Genomic DNA, 22,501 nt, shown 5'->3' on the forward strand with positions numbered 1-22,501 from the left:
TGATACTGCTTCTGGCATCGACCAGCGCTGCTTTTAAATCGGGATGCAGATTTGGCTGAGCCAGTTCATTTTCAACCAGTGCAAGAACGTCTGGTCTATTGGAGTCTTTTAAAACTTCTGCCGCTTCTATTTTGGTCAGCACATCTTCAGACTGATAATCCAGACGTGCTTTTAACTGGGCAAAACGTGATTTAACCGTATTATTTTTTTCATTTAAATACATCTGATTGATAGCTTGAGCATCAAGTTCAGACAAGTTACTTTCCAGAATATCAATCGCCTCAAGTCGCTGAGAGGCTTCGTCTGAATTTAATTTCTTTTTTGCTAAACCGAAGGTCAGTGCTTTATGTAAGGTATTTACCAACGTAATTTGCGTTACATCAGATGGCCAGGTTTCAACGGCTTTTTTATCCGGATAGCTGACCAATTTGTCTTCTGCTTCCAGAATATAAGTATTGCCTGCACTGTCAGTATAAAGCTGATCTTTTTCAACAAATTCTGCCAGCTGATCAAGTTGTTCAACACTGGCTGGCCACTGATTTAATAAAGCACGACGAGTGGCAAAGTCCCCACGAACAAACTGCTGAATGGCATCAAGTGACTGTTGAGATGATTGTGATACGGTTGTTTCGCTAGATTGAGTTTCCGCATGCACCATATTGAGACATAAACACTGACTCAAAATTAAAAAAATGGCCGCGAGATTTAGGCGAGTGGACATGAGTGCCCTCCCTATTTATATATTTAACGCTATCCCGTCCGGGAAATGAAAAACAAGAAAGGCCTACTGCCGAAGCAGCAGGCTTCGGAGAAAATTATTTAGGAATGTATGGGCTCCATGGCTCAGCAGCAATGGTTTTCGGTGTCTTATAAACCACATCAAACTGACCATCGCCACGAATCTGACCAATCATCACCGGTTTATGTAAATGATGGTTGTTAGCATCCATTTGTAACTGATAACCAGATGGTGCATCAAAGGTCTGACCTGCCATTGCTTCACGAACTTTATCTACCTCAGTAGAACCGGCTTTTTCTACCGCCTGTTTCCACATATTGATACCGACATAAGTCGCTTCCATCGGGTCATTGGTTACAAACTTATCTGCATTAGGCAGTTTGTATTCCACTGCATACTGTTTCATCTTACCGCTGAATTCGGTATTTTTAGGATTTTTCACGGACATGAAGTAGTTCCATGCCGCTAAATGACCGACCAATGGCTTGGTATCAATACCACGAAGCTCTTCTTCACCTACAGAGAATGCCATCACCGGAATATCAGAAGCTTTAATGCCCTGATTACCCAATTCACGATAGAACGGTACGTTTGAATCGCCGTTGATGGTTGAGATCACCGCAGTCTTTTTGCCTGCAGCAAATTTTTTCACGTTACCGACAATGGTTTGATAATTACTATGACCAAATGGTGTGTACTCTTCCATGATGTCAGCATCAGCGACGCCTTTAGATTTCAGGAAAGCACGGAGAATTTTGTTGGTGGTACGTGGGTAAACATAATCGGTACCTAGTAAGACAAAGCGTTCTGCTTTACCGCCTTCTTCACTCATCAGATATTCAACAGCCGGAATCGCTTGCTGGTTAGGCGCAGCACCGGTATAGAAAATATTTTTAGACTGTTCCTGTCCTTCGTACTGGACTGGATAGAATAATAAGCCGTTTAACTCTTCAACCACTGGCAATACCGATTTACGCGATACTGAAGTCCAGCAACCAAAGATAACAGCAACTTTATCCTGAGTGATGAGCTGACGTGCTTTTTCAGCAAATAGTGGCCAGTCAGATGCTGGATCAACGATAACCGGTTCAAGCTTTTTACCTAAGACACCCCCATTGGCATTGATTTCATTAATCGCCATCATTGCTGTATCTTTTAATGAAGTTTCAGAAATGGCCATCGTGCCAGATAAAGAATGCAAAATACCAACTTTAATCGTTTCCCCACTAGTTGCAGCTGCTTTCGGCTCAGAGGTAGCGGCCGTTTTATCTTCAGGCGACTTCGAACAACCTGTTAAAGTCAGTGTCCCCAACATCGCAGCAACAATTAAATTTTTAGAAAACTTTTTTTGTTCGACTTTCATTTACTTCTCTCCAACCCTAGTTAGGCTTTTTTAGAAAATTTGAGAGAAGCTATTCAAATACTGTGCCACTTTTAATTTATAATTTTAAACCACTGAATTTCATTATGATTATCTACTTCGAATAAAAATAGAGATTAAATTTTGCACCAATAAATACATGTTGCCCTAAAATAGAAAATAAAGTCTGAGGCTGAAAATCAATTAATTAGACTATAAAACCTCAAAAAAGTGCAGGCTTTTCAAACTTAAATTTCAATAATGCTTATTTATGATGCGTTTTCTAACCTTGAGTTCATTTCTAAATTTTAAAACTCCATATTGTTTCTTTTTTAAGCATAACTTTTTGGCTTATTCTAAAAATCCGTTCATATTTTTAAATTTTTTGACTACTCACTCTTCTTATTAAAGCACCTCAAACTCAATTCTGCGATTTTTTTTACGCCCTTCGGAAGTTGTGTTATCAGCAACTGGTTTATTCGAACCAAGGCCTTCAGTGCTTAAAGATTCAGCCGGAATATTCTTATGAATTAGATAAGTTTTAACCGCATCTGCACGTTGCTGACTCAAGATGATATTTTTATCAGCATCTCCAGAACTGTCTGTATGCCCTAAAATCTTGACCTTTTTTCCACGCACACGTTTCAATACAACTGCCATTTCATCTAAAATCTGCACCCCTGATGCCGCTAAAATTGCACTACCAGATTCAAATTCAATAATACGATTTTTTAATACAGCATCAATAATCTGCTGTTCTGCCTGATTCAGTGAAAACTGGGTATTTAAGCGAAAATTTACTGGTATCAAACTTTGAAATTTAACTTGAGTTGTTTGTAAATCTTCAGAGTTGGGCAATTTTCCTGTCAGCTTAATCTCTGTTCCTTTTACCGTTAAATTGCCCTGTTTCACCTTTTTAAGATCATCATTAATCACTTTCGTTACTGTATTTATCCAGTCACTCGGTGTTGTAACCTGGCGAACCTGAATCTGATCCACCACATTTTGCTGTCCATAAATGCTATAAGCTTTAGCCAAAATCTCAGTCTTTATTTTCTCATTTGGCACTACCCCTTCAATCACAATCGGTTGAGCAAAAATCATAAAGCTTGTACTTAGCCCTAAGACACTTATTAGTATTTTTATTGGGTCAATATAGTTCTTTTTTTTCATCTTATTCTTCAATAAATGTTTGTTTAAAAATTTGAATAATATTAGTCAGGCTCATCCGTTGTTGATTCAGTATTTGTTCTAACACTGCTAGTCCTGCATTTTGTTCTAGATAAGGATCAATCCAAGCCGCGTGCACCAAGGACACCCAATGCTGACTCTGCATATTTTGATTAAAAATATCGCCCAAAGCTATACTATCAGTACCTTGGAAGCCACATAATAAAACCGGTTGATCTGCATGCAACAATCCAATAAATAAATGACTAGACTGTTTCTGTATAAACAGGCTAATCAGATTGATCCAAAATGCAGCGATTTCATAGCAATAGGGCACATTATGAATAGGTAAAATCAGAATTTTATTTAACCGGTCTGTACCCTGCTGAATAATGGGTTGCAGTAATAATCCGAGTGCAATCAGTGTTTGTACCAGTTCATATACTGTACCCCCCATGAGCCTAGCCAGCGAATTCAATGTCTGCATATCATAAAAATGCTGAACATCTTCAGCACTATATACCGAACTTTGATCTGTTAATTTACTTAATTTATCCAATAAAATATCCGGACTTTGAATCGAGCGTATCACCCGATTACGCTGATAAAGCTCGATCAGCGTCGGTTTAAACCGGTAAGTTAAATACATCAAGTTTTCATGAGACTGATCCGTTTCAATAACTTGTCCTAAAACCATTGGAAAATGACGGCCTGAATAATCTTCACTGCTGATCAGGTTTGCCACCAAAAACTGACCTACCTGAAGATTGACTAGGAAAAAATCTAAAGATGGCAATTTGATATAATACTGCTTGAAATTGTTAGACTGCATCGCATATTCAAGCGCTTTACTGATCCAACGGTCTATAGATTGAATCAGCCCATGCTGGCCTTGGGATTTTAAGAAGTCACCATGAGCTGGGCATTTTCCATAATAAAAAGGCTGGGTCGATAGTTTATACATCGCCACTCACCTCAAAATTCTGCTCCCATAAATTGATCCACATCATGGTGCAGTTGCCTCTAACTGTTGCTGGCTAGTCGCCATCGTTAAAGATGACGTTAACTGACCATTGTTAGTTGCCGACTGTGCAGCAACCACTCGAACCGCCTTGTTTGACATGACCTGATCAACCAGCTGTAAATTGTGATACCCCGCACCTCCTGCAATCGAACTGGAAGTATCTCCACTGACCAGACGGAAATTAACTTTTACTGCTAGGTTCGGCTGCGCTTTGCTCTGCCAAACCATTTCAAAAATATTCTCTTTTTGCTGCCGCTGCGCTGAATCAATTAATCGATTAATCCCATATTCACCTGGCTCATCAAAAATGGTATGGGTCTTCCCTTCAAGATCGACTACGCTAATCCGTGCACCTGGAATTGTTCCGGGATTTGGCCAGATAAAATTCACCCATTGTTGAATGCCGTTTTCAAAATGCATACGCTGTCCATCAATCTCAATGCTATAGGACAATACATTCGGATTTTCCAAAGGATAGAACTGGAAATTTGACTGATTTGAAGAGATTGCTCTATTCGAACTTTGGTTTAATTCACCTGTAGCGACCCCATGTACAGGTGCAACATAATTTTGAAAATTTGACACAAAAGCAGGATTCAAACCGACACCTAAATCCTGCCAGGTTTTAGAAGTCAGCTGATAGCCACGACGAATTACTAAAGGATCCAGATATTCTTTTACAAAGCGGGCAATACTGCCATTTTCAGCAAAAATCTGGTTAATCTCGGCCGTCGTTGCTTGCAGGCTGGCTTGGCTGCTAAATGGGTATTTATGTGCAAGACTATTGTTAAATGGCTGATAAGCGTAAATCTGCCATAACTTATTGATTTCAGCCTGTGCTGGTGGAATCAGACTCGAAAAGGCCTGTGTCAGTGGTGCGACTAAAATCTTTTGCAGGATTTGCTGATCGAGTTCCTGGCTTCCTGCCGACATTTTTTCAGTGACAAATTTCTGGCTTAAATTAAAGGTAGAATTCTGCTCATGAATCGTTTGTCGTAGTATAGCCATACTTGCTGGACCAATATCACCAGAACTTTTCAGGTCATTAAACTGACTACGCATCTTGCCCAGTAACTCAAGATATTCATCTAGTAATGATTTATTTTGCAGGTCATCTCGCTGGCGGACAATTTGGTATAGCATCTGAAAATCTTGGGCAATTATGCCTTGAGACAAATGAGCATCTGCATTTTGTGCCAGATTTTTCTCATCATGTCTTAAAATTTTTCGTTTAAACCAGGCCATGAAACCTTTTTGTGGCGTCGCTAATTCCGCTTGAACCATTGGATTATCCCAACTGGTTTCTTTGGCAACACGTTGCAATAAGATTCGGATTGGAGAATGTTCTGTTTCTCCCAGAATATCCATTTGGCGGATTTGCTGGTTCATGTCTGCTGCTTTAGCATAATGAATACCATTCAGGAACTTACGCCATTCGGCAATATATTCTTTTTTATACATCTCTGTGAGCTGTTTACGGATTTGTTCCGGACTGCCACTAAAACTGAGATCATCAGATTTTGAGACATTCAGTACCCAGTCTTTACTCTCGGTCGGATTTTGTGCCGCCTTTTCAATCGCAGGTTGTACATACTCGTTCCAGGCTTGATAGCTAAAAAAACCCGGTATGGCATAACCACCTAACATCGTGGATTGAGTATCTTGTTTTAGGATCTGTTTCAATGTCAAAGTGGGGTAACGCACAGAAGCACGCATTTTTATCTCGTTATAGACGCGATCTCGTGCCGAAACGCCTGTTGTAATCGCGGTTAAAATCTGACGGCTTTGCTCGACCAACACTGCATTAGAATTTAATTGAGGAAAATGCTGGCGATTGGTTAAGGTCATGGCATAACTTAATAGCTGTTCAGCTTTCTGAATCATCTCGGCACGAGGCATCTCACCACGATGGGTGTCCAACCAGGAACGCCAGAAACGGGTGACCTGATCGCTCAGATGTCCCGCCTCGATATACTGCCGATTACTCAGCATCAAGTAAGTTTTCAAGGCATTATAAGCATCTTGCGGATTCTGCTCAGATGGTTCTGATATCACTTGTTGCACTTGAACAGTTTGCTGTACAGGTACATTGATATAATTGGCTTTCAGATGAGCTTCATTTAATTTGAGCTGTTGTAAGTATTGGGCAATATTTTGTTGTGTGGGTTGCAGTACCAGCAACTCTATCCCTTTTAAATATTCAGTTTCGAGCTGTTCTCGAATTTGATCACCTTGATAGAGTCCAAAACTGTATTTGAATGGAAGCTGCTGTTCATATTGATCCAATTGTTGTAAATGTTCTTGCAAAATCAATAAAGCATCCAGTTGGGTCGAGAGTTCATGACCAGATTGCTGTTGCAGCTGTACAACTTTATTTAAATCATTCTGGATTTCGCTCATTAGTTGCTGGTTATTACGATATGACCAGATCCATAAACTGAGTACAATCGCAACTGTCAGCAGAGTGCCTATAAACCCGATAAAACGCTGACGTTTACGCAGCGGGTTAATCTGTTGTTTAACCAGATTTTTATCTTTTAAAATCACTTCTGAAAACAGGTTTTTTAGAAAATATCCATGATCTTGAGATATCGATCGTGTAGGTAGACCAAATTCAGCATCTTCACTTCGAATCAAGTGAAAATCTTCAGCAATCTGTTCGGTTTTTGGGCTTTCAATGGTTCCTTCCTGCAGGGCACTAGTAAAGTAAAAGCCACGAAATACTGGTTTAAACTGGTAAGGATTTTCCTGAAATAGGGCTGAAATAAAGGTTCTTAATACCGGTTTTAAACTTTTAAACTCAAGCGGAAAAGTCATCACACTTGGTGAAATATATTGAGAATGACGACGAGACAAATGGGTATGACTGACATTTTTTAGACCGTCATATAAAATATTATAATGCTTCTCAAAGAGCTGAACCGCATTCTCACTGGACTGAGGATCGTAGGCTAAGGTAGCACCCCAGGTCTTATTGAACTCATGCTCGCTATAACAATCAAAAAATTCAGTAAAGCCGGCAATCAGATCCATTTTAGAAAAGATCAGATATACGGGTGTTACAACTTCTAAACGTTCAGTCAAGTCCTGAATCCGGGCACGCAATTTTTTTGCCAGTTGAATTGATTTGTCCGGGCTCTGGCTCACCAGCTCAGCAATGCTGACAATGACAATTAGCCCATTAATTGGTGCTTTAGAACGACTCTTTTTTAGAATATTGAGAAAACCCAGCCATTCGGAATGATCTTCGCTATATACTGAATAACGTCCGGCTGTATCCAGTAAAACACCGTCTGTAGAGAAAAACCAGTCACAGTTTCGTGTACCACTTAAACCAGCAGACACCGTTTTACGATGGGTTTCTTCAAACGGGAAATTTAATCCAGAATGATAAATCGCTGAACTTTTTCCTGCCGCCGGATTGCCAATGACCATATACCAAGGCAATTCATAAAGGGCTGCATTGCCTTTACGATCCCCCAATTTAGATTTTCGGAGAAGTTGGATTGACTGCTTCATTTGCTGATTAATCAGTTGCAGTTCTTCCTTATTTTTATATTTATTTTCTGCTTCAGCATTTTTGGACATGGCCTCAGCTAGCGCCTTACCCTTTTTGCCATGGCGATAGCGTTGAATCAGCTCATAAATTCCCCAGCCAACCAGAACAGCAATATAAATAGCTGCCAGACTCCAGAAGATCCGATCAGATACCGTATTCTTCATTGAAATCAGAACAACTAAGAAAGATAGGGCCATGATCACTTTAGGATGAGTGACATATTGCCAGACATAACCTAGGATCGTATAAATTAATGTATTCACTATAATCTCTAATTATTATATATTTTTAGTTATTTATGCGACTAAAGCTGTTGCTTCAAATTTTTCTAAATCTTTATTTTCACAATAAATATATGTGTTTTCTTGTTCCAGGCTATAGGTTATCGTAATAATATTGTCCCGCATCTGTGTCACTAACATCATCCCAAAAATATGTCCTAAACATTGCGTATTTCCTATAAAAGATTGGATATAAATAAAAAATTCTGGATGAACTCCAATCGGAATAAAAGTTTGCTGTAATTGATGAAGGTTTTTGGATTTTTTTGTTTCATCTAAGAGCAATACAAAGGCCTGTTCTTTTTCGATCTGACCAGCTAAATCTAACTGCTGCTCAGTTAAATAATTTTTTAACTCTTTGATCTGAGTACTTATTCTTATTTTTTGTAATACAGGAACTACCTCAAGAACGACCTGTTCAGCAGTTAAGCACCAACTGGCAGCATATTCTGAAGCAATATATTGCTCATTTTGCCAAAGTTGTTCATCCAGCCAGTCCTGATCGATTTCAGAATCCACCATAATAATCAGGTTTGCTTGTCCAGGCTGCTGAGCAATCTCTTGTAAAAGTTCAATATAAGAAGCATAAGCCTTTGGTTGGCTGAAATAATAGAATTCAATATGCAAATGATCTGCCAAGAATGAGTAATTATCTTCTAACTGCTGTAAAAGTTGAGTTTGAAAAGCCTGATCATCCCAAGTGTGAATCAGATTTTCTGCTAATAAGATATAAACATTGAGACGATTTAAACGTACTACAGTTTCTATCTCTTTATGAGAAATATCCTCTTTCTCATTGAAATTTTCATGAAGATTTTCTGGATTCCATCCGGGATGTATACGGTATTGGTAGGTAAACTCACTCTCATAAAAAAGTGCAGAACGTTTTAATTGCTGGGAAATCCCTTGCAAGCTATGTTCATGCTGTTGCAGTTGCTGCCAAATTAACTGCTGTATTCGTCGTTCACGTGTAGTCAAAATTAAAGATTGATCTTCATCATCATTTTGAGTTTTTTCCAGCCACTGATCGAGTGCTGTAATACGATAAGATAAAAGTGGCAGGCCATAATTATTGCTCAGTTGGAAATCCAGTTCAGGGCTTCTAAACTGTTGCATAAACTGTATGATTTCTTCATTTTCTCCAAAACAATGCCAAGCAGCACTAGATAAAATGTTCAAAGTGTAATGCTGGGCTGTTTGCTTAGCTAAATTCGCAGCTTGTTTTTCTTTTTGCTGTATTAAAATAGATAATTCCTGATCTTTTTGTTGCTGCAGTTTTTTGTTGCGGAAATATTGAATAGTTTTATAAATAAAATAAGGGCTTAGAATTAGTAGACAAAGTGAAATTGGTAACAAGATAAAAGACCAGATCAGATCCATTTGGGATGGATCGTAGTTGCTATCTCGCCAGTAATAGATCACTAAAGTGCCAATTAAAATAGTAAGGACCAGAAAAGCAGAAATGATAAATTTGATCATGCCATGCTCCCCTTTAAGCAATAACACGTTTCATTATTATGTTCAGCCTGTTTAGGCATGATGAAGGCCCCTTGACCCAATGTCATTGAACTGTCTTTACCAAGCTCTATAGATAAAAGATCTTGTTTATCCAGAATCAGTCGAATATCGACTTGCATAGTCGGACTGCACCAAGTGTTGATCATTTTTTGTAATTTAAGGCTGTATGTCCCTTGGGCTAAGAAATTTAGATAATCCTTTCGGCGTAAAGGACCAATCATAATTTCGATTCTTTCATCTATTTGAGTAATATTTTCACCACAAAAACTATTTATGCCGAGTGCAACTGGTTGAGCTTCACTCAAAGAACTTTTCTGCTGATCATCTAAATGGAATTGCTCTGGCATCAGCTGCTTGATTTCAAAATCAAATTGAAAAATACAGGACAGAATGGTTTTCAAAGCATATTCACTATTATTTTGTCCCTGCATTAAACCTGCAAATTCAGCAAAATAATCATCTATGTACTGTTGGTCTTGTTGCTCTTCCACATAACCATTTAAGGCATGTAAAATTTTTAAGTAGTGATTATCCTGTTCAATTTCATACCGCACAGGCAAGTTGTAGTTCAGGCAGGCATCTATATATTGCACAGTGAGTTTGTTATTAAACAGCCCTAAAAAATACAGACTTTGTTCACGCTGTTGGCGTACTGCATGTCTGACTTTATGGGTGTAGGTATAAGGTAATACCCCCTGAATCCCCGTCAGCCCCAGCATCAGATTAGTGATTTGTACCCTTTCATTGTCTAGCTGAAGTGATTCAATTTCAGATACTGGAAAATTCAGATTCAATGAACTTAAGAAATAAAAAGTATTATTCCATTTTTGTTGATTTTGCTGCTGAGGATCATGTCGTAGTAACCGCGTTGCCTGAACCAGTTCAAATGCAGTCGGTCGCTGATAGAGCTGATCAATTACAGAAGTCTCTTGCCACCAACGTTCTGCACGCATTGGTATAACTCCTGTTTTGATTCTGAGTCCAGCACAGTCATCTCCACATAACTATTCATCTGAACTTTTAAATTAAAAATATGATTTAGAATCTGGGCAAAAATATAAATACTTGTACCCCGAAAAACTTGGGTATCTAGCTGGATCTCGACTTTAACCCCTCGAACAAACAGTGGAAATGGATGATGATCAATCAGCTTTTGTCCCAAGGAAAACTCAATCGCCTGAATTGAATTAATAATGTGCTGATTTTCTTTCGTTTGTGGTAAGTTATAAAGCTCAAACAGCTCTTTCATATGACTAACTGAATCCCCTTTCATCAGAGACAAATTATTCAAAGACAGATGAGAAATGATTCGCCATTGTTCTAGCTGTTTTTGCTGAAAACGATAAGGTAAGTTCGGCCGTTTTAATAATTTACCTTTCCGTACCAGATGATTTTCATTGAGAGATAAACTGTTTTGATCCTGATGATAACTTTGATAAGGCAAATCCCTATTAGTACATAGTAAACGTACACTAATAAAATCAGAAGTCGTCGTTCCCGGTTTTAAATTCTTGGAAATAATCGAGTATTTAAAATCAATACTGTTATTTTTATTCGCTGCTGGTAAAAGCTGATAGAAAAACTGTTGGTTCTCCTGATGAGAATGACTCATGGCAAAAAATGGCAATACTTTATAAATCAGTTGATTCTTGTCACTCTTTTCTCTTAAGAGATTCATCTCAGTAATGCCGTAAACCTGAAAATATTCAGGATGATGAGCATCACTGATTAAAGGATATTCGAGTTGTTGATGATCAATTTTTTGAGGTTCAGCCTGTTTTTCAAACAAATTGACGATTGGTGTGCTAAACAGCTTGAAGTTTGCACTATTTAACTCTGCATAATTTCGGATGACCGCTTGATCATTCAGGTCTACCTTAAAATGAATCTGCAATTCGAAATCTGTAATATCTTCCATCACAGATTTTAAAAAATTTAAATTGAGATTTAAAAAATTAAATTTTTCTGGAAAACAGAAATATTCAGTCAACAGACGATAAGCTTGATGTGTATGTTGATCAATCGGAAGAATACTTTCCTCCTCAGTAAAACCCATCACTTCAAATGGACGAGCAATATCAACTTCGTGATTCTGATATTTTAAAGAAAAATGGGTGTCAGACTTAAAAATCGTATCGAGAACCTGTAAGGGAAAATTAGAAATCGCATCCAGATATAAAGACAATTTTTGTCGGGCTAATAGTTCAAGTTGCTGATTAAATATTTCAAATTTTATAATAAGTGTGGCATTACGATTCAAATGAATATAGGCAGAAGGATGCGTTTTAAAGCTCACTTCTTTCAACTGGATTGGTAATAAAGTGACATCATTCACGGTACGGTATTCACACTGGACACCACGAATACTGCGCGCCTTTAAGACTGTATTTTTCGGAATTATATAGTCTTCTTTTAAGTTCTTTGTCTTATTGCTATCTTCGAAGCTGACGAGTGAACAGGCAGGAAAAGTTTTTAGATATTGTGGAAACATCACCTCAAAAATTGAGCGTGTAAAGATTTCATAACTGTCATTCAGCTTTTTATCAATACGTGCGGAAATCAGCGAAAATGCCTGTATCAGCCGTTCAATATGTGGATCATCAATATGTTCTTGATTTAAAGATAAGCGTTGCGCAATTTTAGGATATTTAGTAGCAAACTCTCGTGATTGCTGGCTAAACTCCTGTAACTGCTTTTCATAATATGGTAGTAAATCTTCAATCACATGCAGCCTGCTTATTTCCGAGCCAAGATAACGTATTGCTGTGTTGTTGGTTTAAGTAATGCATCAAACATCACCGCCTCATATAAAGGTGAAATATTTAAGTAGGCTGAAATACTTAAATACAGGCTACCCATGTTGTTTTCATTAATGAGCATCTCTACTTTTACCTGTTTTAAACGCGGTTCATGTGCACTGATAGACTGCTCAATTGAACGGCAAATTTTGTCACGATCTGTAGGATTCGCAGTCGACAAGCCAACAAAATCAATAATTCCAAATTGCAGAATTGAATTTTTTATCCCAGGATAATGCTCTTCCGTTTGGTTCAGGCGAGTCATCCGATTATTTAAAAGATCTTCGAGATCATGGGCAATGGATTGTCTTAATTCTTGTATAGACAAACCTTGTCCATTGTATTGATCATCTACAGGTAATAAACGTTCGAATAACGTACTTCTAAATCCATAAGGATAAAGTTGATCCAGATTCATATTCTTTTCATTAGATATTTTCTAAAAGAGAAAGATAAAGGCTAGGGATATCAGCCTTTATCCAGGCTATGTAAATTAAGCTGCGTAAGAAGCAGTATTATTTGATAATGACCATTTCTTGGTAACTGCACCTTTTTGCGAACCGTTAATATCCTGCTGATTATAAGTCCACTCAACTGCAGCATATTTCAAACCAAATGTTTCAGTTGGAACGCCTTCCTGATTCACATTTGGTGTCACTTGAGAAACCAAGACATGCTTGAGTTTGATCTGCAAATACTTGATACGTTTGTCACCGTTGGCACGATAAAAATCAATTTGTACTTCATCAAAGGTATACCCTGCAGAGCAAGCCTCCCAAAGCTTTGGACTCGTTGCATCCAGATCCTTTACAAAGACCATATCAGAATGCTCAACTCGTTCTGCAGTATGGCCGCCCACACTTGAAGAGGTCGCGGATTTAGGCTGACGGATATGGTGTGCCCATGAATTTACTTCTAACCAGCTTTTATGTTCAGAATCGCGTGATTCGCCATCGACTTTATATTTGCCACGAAATTGGACGTAAATGTCTTTCATTTTAATAATTATCCTATTGTTATAAATACTTATAGTTCTTTAATCGCAGTAGTCCTATTGACTTGACTGCGGCAATTCAGTGACCAGCCTGAGTGATACAGAGAGCTCATCTAACTGAAAATGTGGTCTTAAAAAAACCACAGACTTGTAGTGACCAGGTTCAGCTGGATTTTCTACAACTTTGATCGAAGCTTCACGAAGCGGATATTGAGCTTTTGCTTCTTGTGAAGCACCGTCGTCTAGTAAAATGTACTGAGACAGCCAGTCATTAAGAAAGGCTTCAACATTTCCAGCCGAGGCAAAACTGCCCACTTTATCCCGCATCATGGCTTTTAAATAATGAGCGATACGTGAAACTGCCATAATGTATTGAATTTGACCTGATAATGCAGAATTGGCATTAGCAATATCATTGTCATATTTTTTGGCTTTTTGCACAGACTGTGCACCAAAGAACGCAGCATAGTTCGTATTTTTGCAATGGACTAAAGGAATAAAACCAAGATCACTCAGCTCTTTTTCACGCCGATCGGTAATGGCAATTTCTGTTGGACATTTAAAAATCACTTCACCATCATTGGTCTTGAAGCTATGTACTGGAAGGCCCTCAACCAGACCACCACCTTCCACACCACGAATGGCTGCACACCAGCCATGCAGATCAAAGGCATTGGTCAAACGGGTGCCAAACGCATAAGCTGCATTCATCCAGAGGTATTCATTATGATGTTCACCAGAAACTTCCTCGATATAATTGAAGCCCTCAGTCACTGTACCTTCACGTGGATGATAAGGTAAGCGTCCCAGTACTCGAGGAATAGTCAGTGCCACATAGCGAGCATCTTCGCTTTCACGGAAAGAACGCCACTGTACATACTCTGCTGTTTCAAAAATTTTAGAAACATCACGTGGACGATCAATATCAGTAAATGATTCTAGTCCAAACATTGATGGGCTTGCAGCAGAAATAAATGGCGCATGTGCTGCCGCAGCGACATGAGAAATCTGTTCCAGAAGGTACGTAAGGTGCACCACCGAATGAACCATATTCTTCTTCATAGATTTTCTTGAATAACGTACTTTGATCAAAATCGGTCGCACTTTGGAAATCTTTAATTAGTTCCCTTTTTGTAGTATTCATCATCCGGATCTTGATTAAAGAATGTGCTGGTGTTTCCTGGCAGAAATAATATAAACCACGCCAAGTAGACTCAACTTTTTGAAAAGCTTCATGATGCATAATCTTGCTAAGCTGACTTGAAATCATGGCATCAATTTCAGCAATACGCTTATCAAGTGCCAGCGTCATATTCTCAGAAACAGTAATGGTCCCTGCCATAACCTCTTTAGCAAGTTCACCAATCAAACTTTTAGCACGATCATGTTCTTTTTCAGTACGAGCAATACGGCTACGCTCGACAATTGAATCCAAAAGTGAATGTTCTTCAAGTGCAGTATCTATGGCAGTTGCAGCATTATAATTATTCATCACCAGCCTCCACACTGATCTTTTGTACTTGATCCGTGTTTTTCAGCACTTCATCCAATAAATCTTCCAGACGTTCACTATTGGAAATTTTATTACGCAGATCAGTCAAACGTCCACGTGCTTCAACCAGCTTACGTAACGGTTCCACCTGTTGCACAATTTGCTCTGGGCGAAAATCATTCATCCCATTGAATACCAGGTCAATCGCCATAGTGCCGCCGGCTTGGGTTAAAGTATTTTCAACCTGAAAATTTGCTCGCGGAGCAAGTGATTCCATCACTTCATCAATATTTTCTAAATCGACATTGATAAATTTTTTATCTTTTAATTTGGTTTTTTCCAGCTCAGAGGAAGCAGAAAAATCGCCTAAAACACCTACAACAAATGGCAGTTCTTTGGTTTCTTTACCATCACCTACTTCCACATCATAGGTTAGCTGCACACGTGGTGGTCGGATCCGCTGTAATTTTTTCTGTACGCTTTCACGTTTGGCCATTGTGTGTTTCCTTATTAATTATTCTTTAATGAACCAAATGGATTAGAACTGGCTGTATTGGTGCGAGTACTGATATTTTCAGTCTTTTTAATAGAGGCAGATTTGACTACATTTTTTGTTTTAGTGCTGGACGTAATAGATCGCTTCATACTTACAGCAGTCTGTTTCTTGATATTCTTAATATTTGAAGCAGTATATGATTTAGGCTCAACCGATGCTGGTACAGGTTTTGCAAACTGAATATTCTCAGCCAACAGTTTAGCTTGAGGATAGGTCGTTTCATTTAAGGCACGAACTTCTGTACTACGCATTTGTTGCAAAGCATTCGATGAAATAGCGACTCCTGCCATAAAACCCAAGTCTGTTAAAGTCTGGTTATGCTGTTGTTGACGATGCAATTGATCAATCAAATTGAGTGCTTTGAGATGAGAACCTAACTCCACATAACGTTTAGCAATTTGTGTATTTAGTTCATATTGTAAAGAAATATTTTTCTTCGCCGATTTATCACAAAGCTGTTGATATAAGCCAATTAATGTTGGGTCTGTTTCACCCGCAGCATAAGGATTGGCCTTAATACATGATTTTTTTAATTCAGCAGCATGTACTTGTGGAAGGTAAAGACAGGCTGTACCAAATATAAATAATGATATGAAACTTATATACTTTTTCAAAATGAGCCTCAGTTGTTTTTGTTTGTTGTTATATTTTTTAATGTCTAAATATTATTTTTATTTGACAATCGTTTGGCGGATTTAACATAAAACATTAAGGAGAAGTCAAGCTAAAAAAGATTAACGGACTTAGTGACTAAAAATTTTAAGAATTGACAAAATTCTGATGAAAGATACAGACTTTTATTTTTATTTGAGTAAAATGAGCCAAAATTGTTCGGTCAATTTTCATAAAAAGTATAAATATGGGCCGGATAAAAATAGAGAAATATTCATTTTAATAAATATAAAAAAACACAGCTATCCATTTAAAAATTATAAAGTTGTGTATGCTAACAATAATGAGAAACTCATGAATAATTTAAAAATTTTGATTTTGAAACTTTCTGAACATGCACGCCTATGTCTTGAGAAATCTGCCAATACCTGTATCCATCAAAAAAATTATGAAATTGAGATCGAGCATTTTTTTCTAGAATTACTCCAGCATCCAGAATTGAATGATTTAAAAATATTATTAGCAAAACATTGTATTGATAAAGACCATCTGATTAATCAGCTTGAACAAAGTATCCAGCAGCTTAGCAAGGGAAATTCCCGTACCCCTATTTTTGCCAAATCAATTATTCAACTCTTGGAACAGGCCTGGTTGCTGGCATCCGCAGATCAAAACCCAGTGATTCGTAGTGGCCACTTGTTAGTCGCTTTACTGATTTCTCCAGAGCTTTATCAAATGGCTCTTCGGGCATCTTCTCTTTTTGCACAATTCCCTGTGGATAGCATGAAACATCAATTTCTGGAACATTGCCAGAAAAGTATTGAACAACTTAAAGTGCCTCAACCCTCTATTCCTTCCCCTGATTTATCTAGTGTTCCAAAAAAGACACCAGCGCTTGACCAATACACGATTAATCTGACTGAAAAGGCTCGTCGTGGTGATATTGATCCGGTGATTGGGCGTGAATTTGAAATCAGGTTAATGCTGGATATTCTATTGCGCCGCCGTCAGAACAACCCTATTCTCACTGGTGAACCAGGCGTAGGAAAAACTGCTGTAGTTGAAGGTTTAGCATTGAAAATTGTAAATGGCCAAGTTCCGGATGCTCTTAAAACAGTTGAGTTGCACGTATTGGATATGGGCTTATTACAGGCAGGTGCCAGTGTCAAAGGTGAATTTGAAAATCGCCTCAAGCAGGCCATTGCAGAAGTACAATCCTCTACCCACCCTATTATTCTTTTCATTGATGAAGCACATACGCTGATTGGTGCTGGTGGCCAAGCTGGCCAGAATGATGCGGCAAATCTATTAAAACCGGCGCTAGCACGTGGTGAATTAAGAACCATTGCAGCGACTACCTGGGCTGAATATAAACATTATTTTGAAAAAGATGCTGCACTGAGCCGCCGCTTTCAGGTAATCAAAATTGAAGAACCAACTGAGCAGGTTGCCATCGATATGCTTCGTGCTATGGTTCCTGTGATGAGCCAGCATTTTCAAATCCAGATTGATGATGAAGCCATTCGTACCGCTGTGCATGCATCACATCGTTATATCAGTGGCCGTCAGTTACCGGACAAAGCAATTAGTGTATTAGATACTGCGGCTGCACGGGTGGCCTTGAGCCAAAATGCTCAACCAGCCAAATTAGATCAGTTACAGGCTCAGCTGCATAATCTCAAGCTAGAATATCACCTTCTTGATCAAGAACAGACAACTTCATCTCGAACCGATCGGTTACAAGAGTTGTCAGATATGATTCATTCCATTGAACAAGAGATTAACCAGACTCATGATCAATGGCAACAAGAGCTGCAGCTTATTCATGAGATTCATGGCTTAACTAAATCTGAAGCATCGATTGATCAATACCAGATTCATCAACTACGTCAAACATTAGCTAAGATTCAGGCGCAAAGTCCGTTGGTTTATGAACGTGTAGATGCCGACATTATTAATGAGATTATCTCGGACTGGACTGGAATTCCAGTCGGTAAAATGATGAGTGATGATATTTCGCAGATTCTTGATCTAAAAAATAAACTCTCACAGCGAGTCATGGGTCAGGATTATGCTTTAGAACAACTGGTTCAAGGCATTAAAACATCCAAGGCTGGATTGGAAGATCCAAATAAGCCTCAAGGTGTATTTTTACTCACCGGTCCAAGTGGAGTTGGAAAAACCGAAACAGCCCTTACTCTTGCTCAGGAACTCTATGGTGGTGAATCGCATCTAATCACGATTAATATGTCCGAGTATCAAGAGGCACATACAGTTTCTTCTTTGAAAGGTGCACCCCCGGGCTATGTTGGGTATGGTCAAGGTGGTGTATTAACAGAAGCCGTTCGCCGCAATCCTTATAGTGTGGTACTTCTGGATGAAATCGAAAAAGCCCACCCAGATGTACAAGAATTATTTTATCAGGTCTTCGATAAAGGTGTGCTCGAAGACAGCGAAGGTCGCCTGATTAACTTTAAAAATACCACCATATTGCTGACTTCGAATGTCGGCTCACATGTCATTATGCAAGCCTGTATAAATCAAGAAGTTGATCAATGGCCAGATGCAGATACCTTAATTGAACATCTCAAACCAAGCCTTTATAAGCAGTTTAAACCAGCATTTTTAGGACGCATGCGAATTGTTCCTTATTATCCGCTTTCAGATGAACTGTTAATCCAGATAATTCAGCATAAATTAGGGAAAATTACCAAGAGGATTCAGCAGCAGTATGTGACTCAAGTGAGCTATAGCGATGAGGTACTAGAATTATTACTCAGTCGATGTACAGAAATAGATAGTGGTGCACGAAATATTGATCACATTTTAAATGCATCCATATTGCCAGATCTGGCGACAAAATTACTGGTGGCTATGAGTGAAAACCAACTGCCAAAACTGATTCATATCGATGTTCAGAAAGATACTTTCTATTATCATCTGGATACAGAATTATCAGTGCTTAAAAAAAGGCATTCCAAGAAAAATAAGACAAATGTTGCTTAAACAGCAAAAATTAAAATAAGAATGATTAGGATTCATAATGACATTGGAATTTGAATATTTATTTGAAGAAATTTCTATAGAGCATCCTTGCGGTATAGATTGCTCATTTTCGAACGAATTTCTAAGTATTAAAAGTGCCAGAATACAGGATGATCCTTTACTGGATCAGGGAGAATGGGTTGCCGAACCCAAGCAAGCAGATTGGGCTTTAGTAGAAATAAAGTCGATAGAACTACTGACCGAAAAAACCAAAGATATCCGTTTATATACCTGGCTGCTTGAAGCTTGGAGTCATCTATATGGTTTTGAAGGTATTGCCCGAGGCCTGGAACTTTACCATCGTAGCCTGAAGCAATACTGGTTGCAACTGCATCCAAAAATTGAAGAGGATGATCTGGATCAACGCTTGGGATTATTAGAAGGTTTTATTGCTCAACTTCCGAGATTAACCAAGCGGGTTTCTCTTATTCAGCAATCCCCTTTTTATAGTCTGAAAGACTATGACAATTTTCTATATTTACAGAATCAAAAACGTAAACAACAAGTAGATGATTTAGAAGCACAAGAAGGCTCCGAGCAAAAGTTAGAGCATTTTGAGCAGTTATTGCTTAATATTCCTAAAGAAGTTCAACAGCAAAATTATCAGTATCTATTAGATATTCAACATCAATGGCAACAGTTCAAGTCTGCACTTGATGAACTTCTTGGAATAGATGGGCCAAGTTTTGCTACAGCTGATGCTCAATTAGAATCTATTTTTGCCAATATTCAGCGGATATATAAAAAAGACATAAGTTCAGCGAAATCTGCATCTCCGGCCCCAGACGATCATCAACTGGCTCAGATACTTGCTCAAAATGAAATAAACCTTTCTTCAGGTCAGGTGCTGCCAACTTTCCAGCAATCTGTTCAATTCCATAATCAAAATCATATTTTTAATCGTGAACAGGCTATACAGATTCTGAAAGAAATTGCCGATTATTTTCAGATGAATGAGCCACATAGCCCGGTAAGCTATATGCTGCAAAAGACTATTACATGGAGCCAAATGCCTTTACATGAGTGGTTGGCCAAAGTGATTAAAAATGAAAATCCTTTAGAACATCTACATGAATTATTAGGCGTCCCTGCCCAAAATGAATCAAGCTGCGAGTGGTGAAATCTCAATGTTTAAAGCAGAAAAAATACTTTGGGGTGAAGGTCTGTTTTTAAGACCTCAACATTTTCAATTACAGGATGCCTATCACGAACAGCGACTGAATCACACTATTCGCGCGACCTTCCCTTTTGCTCATGGCATTCAGTCGATTGAGTTTGATGAAGCTCAACTTGGAATGCAAATTCTGGCATTAAATAAAGTTGAAATGATCTGGCAAGATGGGGAAATTTATCAGGCACCTGCAAAGGATTTATTACCTGAACCGGTTCAGCTAGATACCCTAAATTTACAAAGTGAAATGCAAATTTATTTGGCCTTACCGATGGTACAGCCAAATAAACAGAATGTCAGTCATGCTGATCAAGCCCGACCTAGCCGTTATCATTCCCATTTAAGTTCAACTCATGACTTATTTACCGATGCAAGTACTGCGCAGATTACATTATTGCGCCGTCGTGCTGAATTAAAAATATTTGAAGTTAGCCAAGAACCTCAGCATCATATGGATGGGTATCTGTATCTTCCAGTAGGTCGAATTAAATGGCAAAGTTCGGGGAATTTTATTTTTGATCATAAATTTATTCCACCAATTTTACATATACAGGCCAATGTAAATCTTTTGGTTAATTTACAACGCACCTTGAATATCATTCAGGCAAAGATTAAGACCATCCAGAGTAATAATCGGGAAAATGAACAGAAACTGATTGAATTCCGCTCTGGGGATATTGTGTCTTTCTGGCTGGTCAATGCCTTAAATACTGCATATGCGAGCCTAAACCATATTTTGCAGTATCCGATTATTCATCCTGAACGTCTCTATAGTGAACTATTACGCCTAACTGGCTCATTGCTAACTTTTTCGACTGCTTATGATGTCGATCAACTGCCTAAATATCAGCACTATCATCTATACGAAAGCTTCAATCAGTTAGACATTATTTTAAGAAATCTACTGGATACCATTATCTCGAATCGTTATATCAGCATCTCCTTAAAAGAAACCCGACCATCCTATTGGCTTGGCAGTCTGGAAACCGACAAGATTACCCGAGATACGCGTCTATATCTGGCTGTTTCAAGCAGTGCGATGCCTGTCCAAGATTTAATTGCTTATGTGCCGATCCGTTTTAAAGTTGGCAGTACAGTTGATGTTGAACAGCGAGTCATTGCAGCCCTCCCTGCCATTCCAATTCAACATTTAGTTCAGGTACCAACAGCGATCCCGGTTCGTTCTGGAGTCAGCTATTTCGAAATTGAACCGAATAACGATTTGTATCAACGCATGTTCGATTCAGAATCGATTTGTATTTATATCCCGAATGGATTTCAGGATATCAGGATTGAACTTATTGCAGTCATGAAAGGATAAGTATCATTATGAATATAATTACAAATTCTGCACCATCACTATTTGATGATGGCCAGATCGGATCTGGACAGATTTTTACTCAAATGACTGATCAGAAATCTCATGTGACGACCAATCTGATTGATCTTCTTTATGACGGATTTTATATTGTCTTTTTGCTAAAAAATCATTATATCCCTTCGCCCCCAGCATCGTTTCGTGAAAAGATTCTGGAAATGCTAAACTATTTTGAGCATCAGGCACGTAAACAGCAATTTTCTTTTGAAGACATTCAGGATGCTAAATATGCTTATTGTGCCTTATTAGATGAAACCATTGTCACGCAGCAGGATGCCCGTTTCTTTGATCTGCAAAATTACTGGATGATGGATCCATTACAATTAAATTTATTTGGTTCTCAACTTGCAGGTTATCGTTTCTTTGAGCATCTAGAGGAAATTCGTTATAAAGATAATGAACGTTTAGCGGTACTGGAAGTCTATCACTACTGCCTGTTATTAGGTTTTCATGGAAAATATCGGCTTGAGTCTGTGCATAGTTTGAATCAGCTGATTACCCAAGTGAGTGAACAGATTGATTACCTAAAAGGTAAGAAAACGCCGTTTTCCCCTTTTGCAGCACTACCTGACAAGATCAAACATATTATTCATCGTGAATTACCATTTTTATGGATTTTGGTATTTTTGCTTTTGTTCACTCTAATGAGTTTCGCGGGTCTAAAGTATATGCTCTCGAGTGAAACTACAGAAATTTTTACTCAATATCAGAATGTGATGAGTGCACTAGCGGAACAGGCCTACATCACGATTCATTTACCTTAATGAAGCCTATAATAAATGATCCATAAAAAGTAATAAAAAA

Annotated in this window: 15 protein-coding genes and 2 pseudogenes; 4 read left to right on the forward strand and 13 right to left on the reverse strand. The window is 38.4% G+C overall.

Translation table 11 applies throughout. From position 1 onward, the window contains the following. The 13 genes and pseudogenes from B3143_RS12615 to B3143_RS12675 all read right to left on the reverse strand — a co-directional run. Window positions 1–721, reverse strand: a pseudogene (locus B3143_RS12615) (urea ABC transporter permease subunit UrtB); the annotation flags it as partial. 94 nt (window positions 722–815) lie between these two features. Then, complete coding sequence (gene urtA / locus B3143_RS12620) at window positions 816–2,054, reverse strand: urea ABC transporter substrate-binding protein (RefSeq protein ID WP_376745101.1); 1,239 nt, start codon at window positions 2,052–2,054, stop codon at window positions 816–818. Between the two features lie 450 nt (window positions 2,055–2,504). Beyond that, window positions 2,505–3,272 carry an OmpA family protein gene (locus B3143_RS12625; RefSeq protein WP_004785881.1) on the reverse strand — a complete coding sequence of 256 codons (768 nt, stop codon included), beginning with the start codon at window positions 3,270–3,272 and terminating at the stop codon, window positions 2,505–2,507. 1 nt (window position 3,273) lies between these two features. Beyond that, on the reverse strand, window positions 3,274–4,233 hold the full coding sequence (gene tagF, locus B3143_RS12630; protein WP_004785883.1) for a type VI secretion system-associated protein TagF: 960 nt from the start codon (window positions 4,231–4,233) through the stop codon (window positions 3,274–3,276). Between the two features lie 42 nt (window positions 4,234–4,275). Further along, a complete protein-coding gene (gene tssM / locus B3143_RS12635) occupies window positions 4,276–8,115 on the reverse strand; it encodes a type VI secretion system membrane subunit TssM (protein WP_004785884.1) in 3,840 nt (1,279 codons plus the stop codon). A 33-nt stretch (window positions 8,116–8,148) separates the two neighbouring features. Beyond that, window positions 8,149–9,612, reverse strand: a complete 1,464-nt coding sequence (locus B3143_RS12640) for a hypothetical protein (RefSeq protein WP_004785886.1) — start codon at window positions 9,610–9,612, stop codon at window positions 8,149–8,151. After that, window positions 9,609–10,604, reverse strand: coding sequence for a type VI secretion system baseplate subunit TssG (gene tssG / locus B3143_RS12645; protein WP_004785887.1), 996 nt, complete (start codon window positions 10,602–10,604; stop codon window positions 9,609–9,611). Before tssG ends, B3143_RS12640 begins: the two co-directional genes overlap by 4 nt. Beyond that, entirely contained in the window at window positions 10,568–12,376 is a 1,809-nt protein-coding gene (tssF, locus tag B3143_RS12650) for a type VI secretion system baseplate subunit TssF (protein WP_004785889.1), read from the reverse strand. The genes tssG and tssF overlap by 37 nt, the downstream gene beginning before the upstream one ends. 11 nt (window positions 12,377–12,387) lie before the next feature. Further along, window positions 12,388–12,867 carry a type VI secretion system baseplate subunit TssE gene (gene tssE / locus B3143_RS12655; protein WP_104426149.1) on the reverse strand — a complete coding sequence of 160 codons (480 nt, stop codon included), beginning with the start codon at window positions 12,865–12,867 and terminating at the stop codon, window positions 12,388–12,390. A 75-nt stretch (window positions 12,868–12,942) separates the two neighbouring features. Then, window positions 12,943–13,446, reverse strand: a complete 504-nt coding sequence (locus B3143_RS12660) for an Hcp family type VI secretion system effector (protein WP_004785894.1) — start codon at window positions 13,444–13,446, stop codon at window positions 12,943–12,945. Between the two features lie 54 nt (window positions 13,447–13,500). Continuing rightward, a pseudogene (gene tssC / locus B3143_RS12665) lies at window positions 13,501–14,935 on the reverse strand (type VI secretion system contractile sheath large subunit). Further along, window positions 14,928–15,431, reverse strand: a complete 504-nt coding sequence (tssB, locus tag B3143_RS12670; RefSeq protein WP_004785900.1) for a type VI secretion system contractile sheath small subunit — start codon at window positions 15,429–15,431, stop codon at window positions 14,928–14,930. The pseudogene tssC and the gene tssB overlap by 8 nt, the downstream one beginning before the upstream one ends. Before the next feature lie 14 nt (window positions 15,432–15,445). After that, window positions 15,446–16,105 (reverse strand): hypothetical protein, encoded by a 660-nt coding sequence (locus tag B3143_RS12675; RefSeq protein ID WP_004785902.1) that lies wholly within the window; start codon window positions 16,103–16,105, stop codon window positions 15,446–15,448. Window positions 16,106–16,457: 352 nt separating this feature from the next. Here B3143_RS12675 and tssH point away from each other — a divergent pair, with 352 nt between their 5' ends. From tssH to icmH, 4 genes are read left to right on the forward strand one after another with little or no spacing between them, the layout of a single operon-like run. Then, window positions 16,458–19,109, forward strand: a complete 2,652-nt coding sequence (gene tssH / locus B3143_RS12680) for a type VI secretion system ATPase TssH (protein ID WP_034590192.1) — start codon at window positions 16,458–16,460, stop codon at window positions 19,107–19,109. A gap of 37 nt (window positions 19,110–19,146) precedes the next feature. Next, window positions 19,147–20,268: a type VI secretion system protein TssA gene (gene tssA, locus B3143_RS12685; protein WP_104426153.1), complete on the forward strand. Its 1,122-nt coding sequence runs from the start codon at window positions 19,147–19,149 to the stop codon at window positions 20,266–20,268. A gap of 7 nt (window positions 20,269–20,275) precedes the next feature. Next, entirely contained in the window at window positions 20,276–21,640 is a 1,365-nt protein-coding gene (gene tssK, locus B3143_RS12690) for a type VI secretion system baseplate subunit TssK (RefSeq protein ID WP_034590216.1), read from the forward strand. Window positions 21,641–21,648: 8 nt separating this feature from the next. After that, complete coding sequence (gene icmH / locus B3143_RS12695; protein ID WP_004785910.1) at window positions 21,649–22,461, forward strand: type IVB secretion system protein IcmH/DotU; 813 nt, start codon at window positions 21,649–21,651, stop codon at window positions 22,459–22,461. Window positions 22,462–22,501: the final 40 nt, after the last annotated feature.

Source organism: Acinetobacter sp. UBA1496, from assembly GCF_002324975.1.
GTDB classification, from domain to species: Bacteria; Pseudomonadota; Gammaproteobacteria; order Pseudomonadales; family Moraxellaceae; genus Acinetobacter; species Acinetobacter variabilis.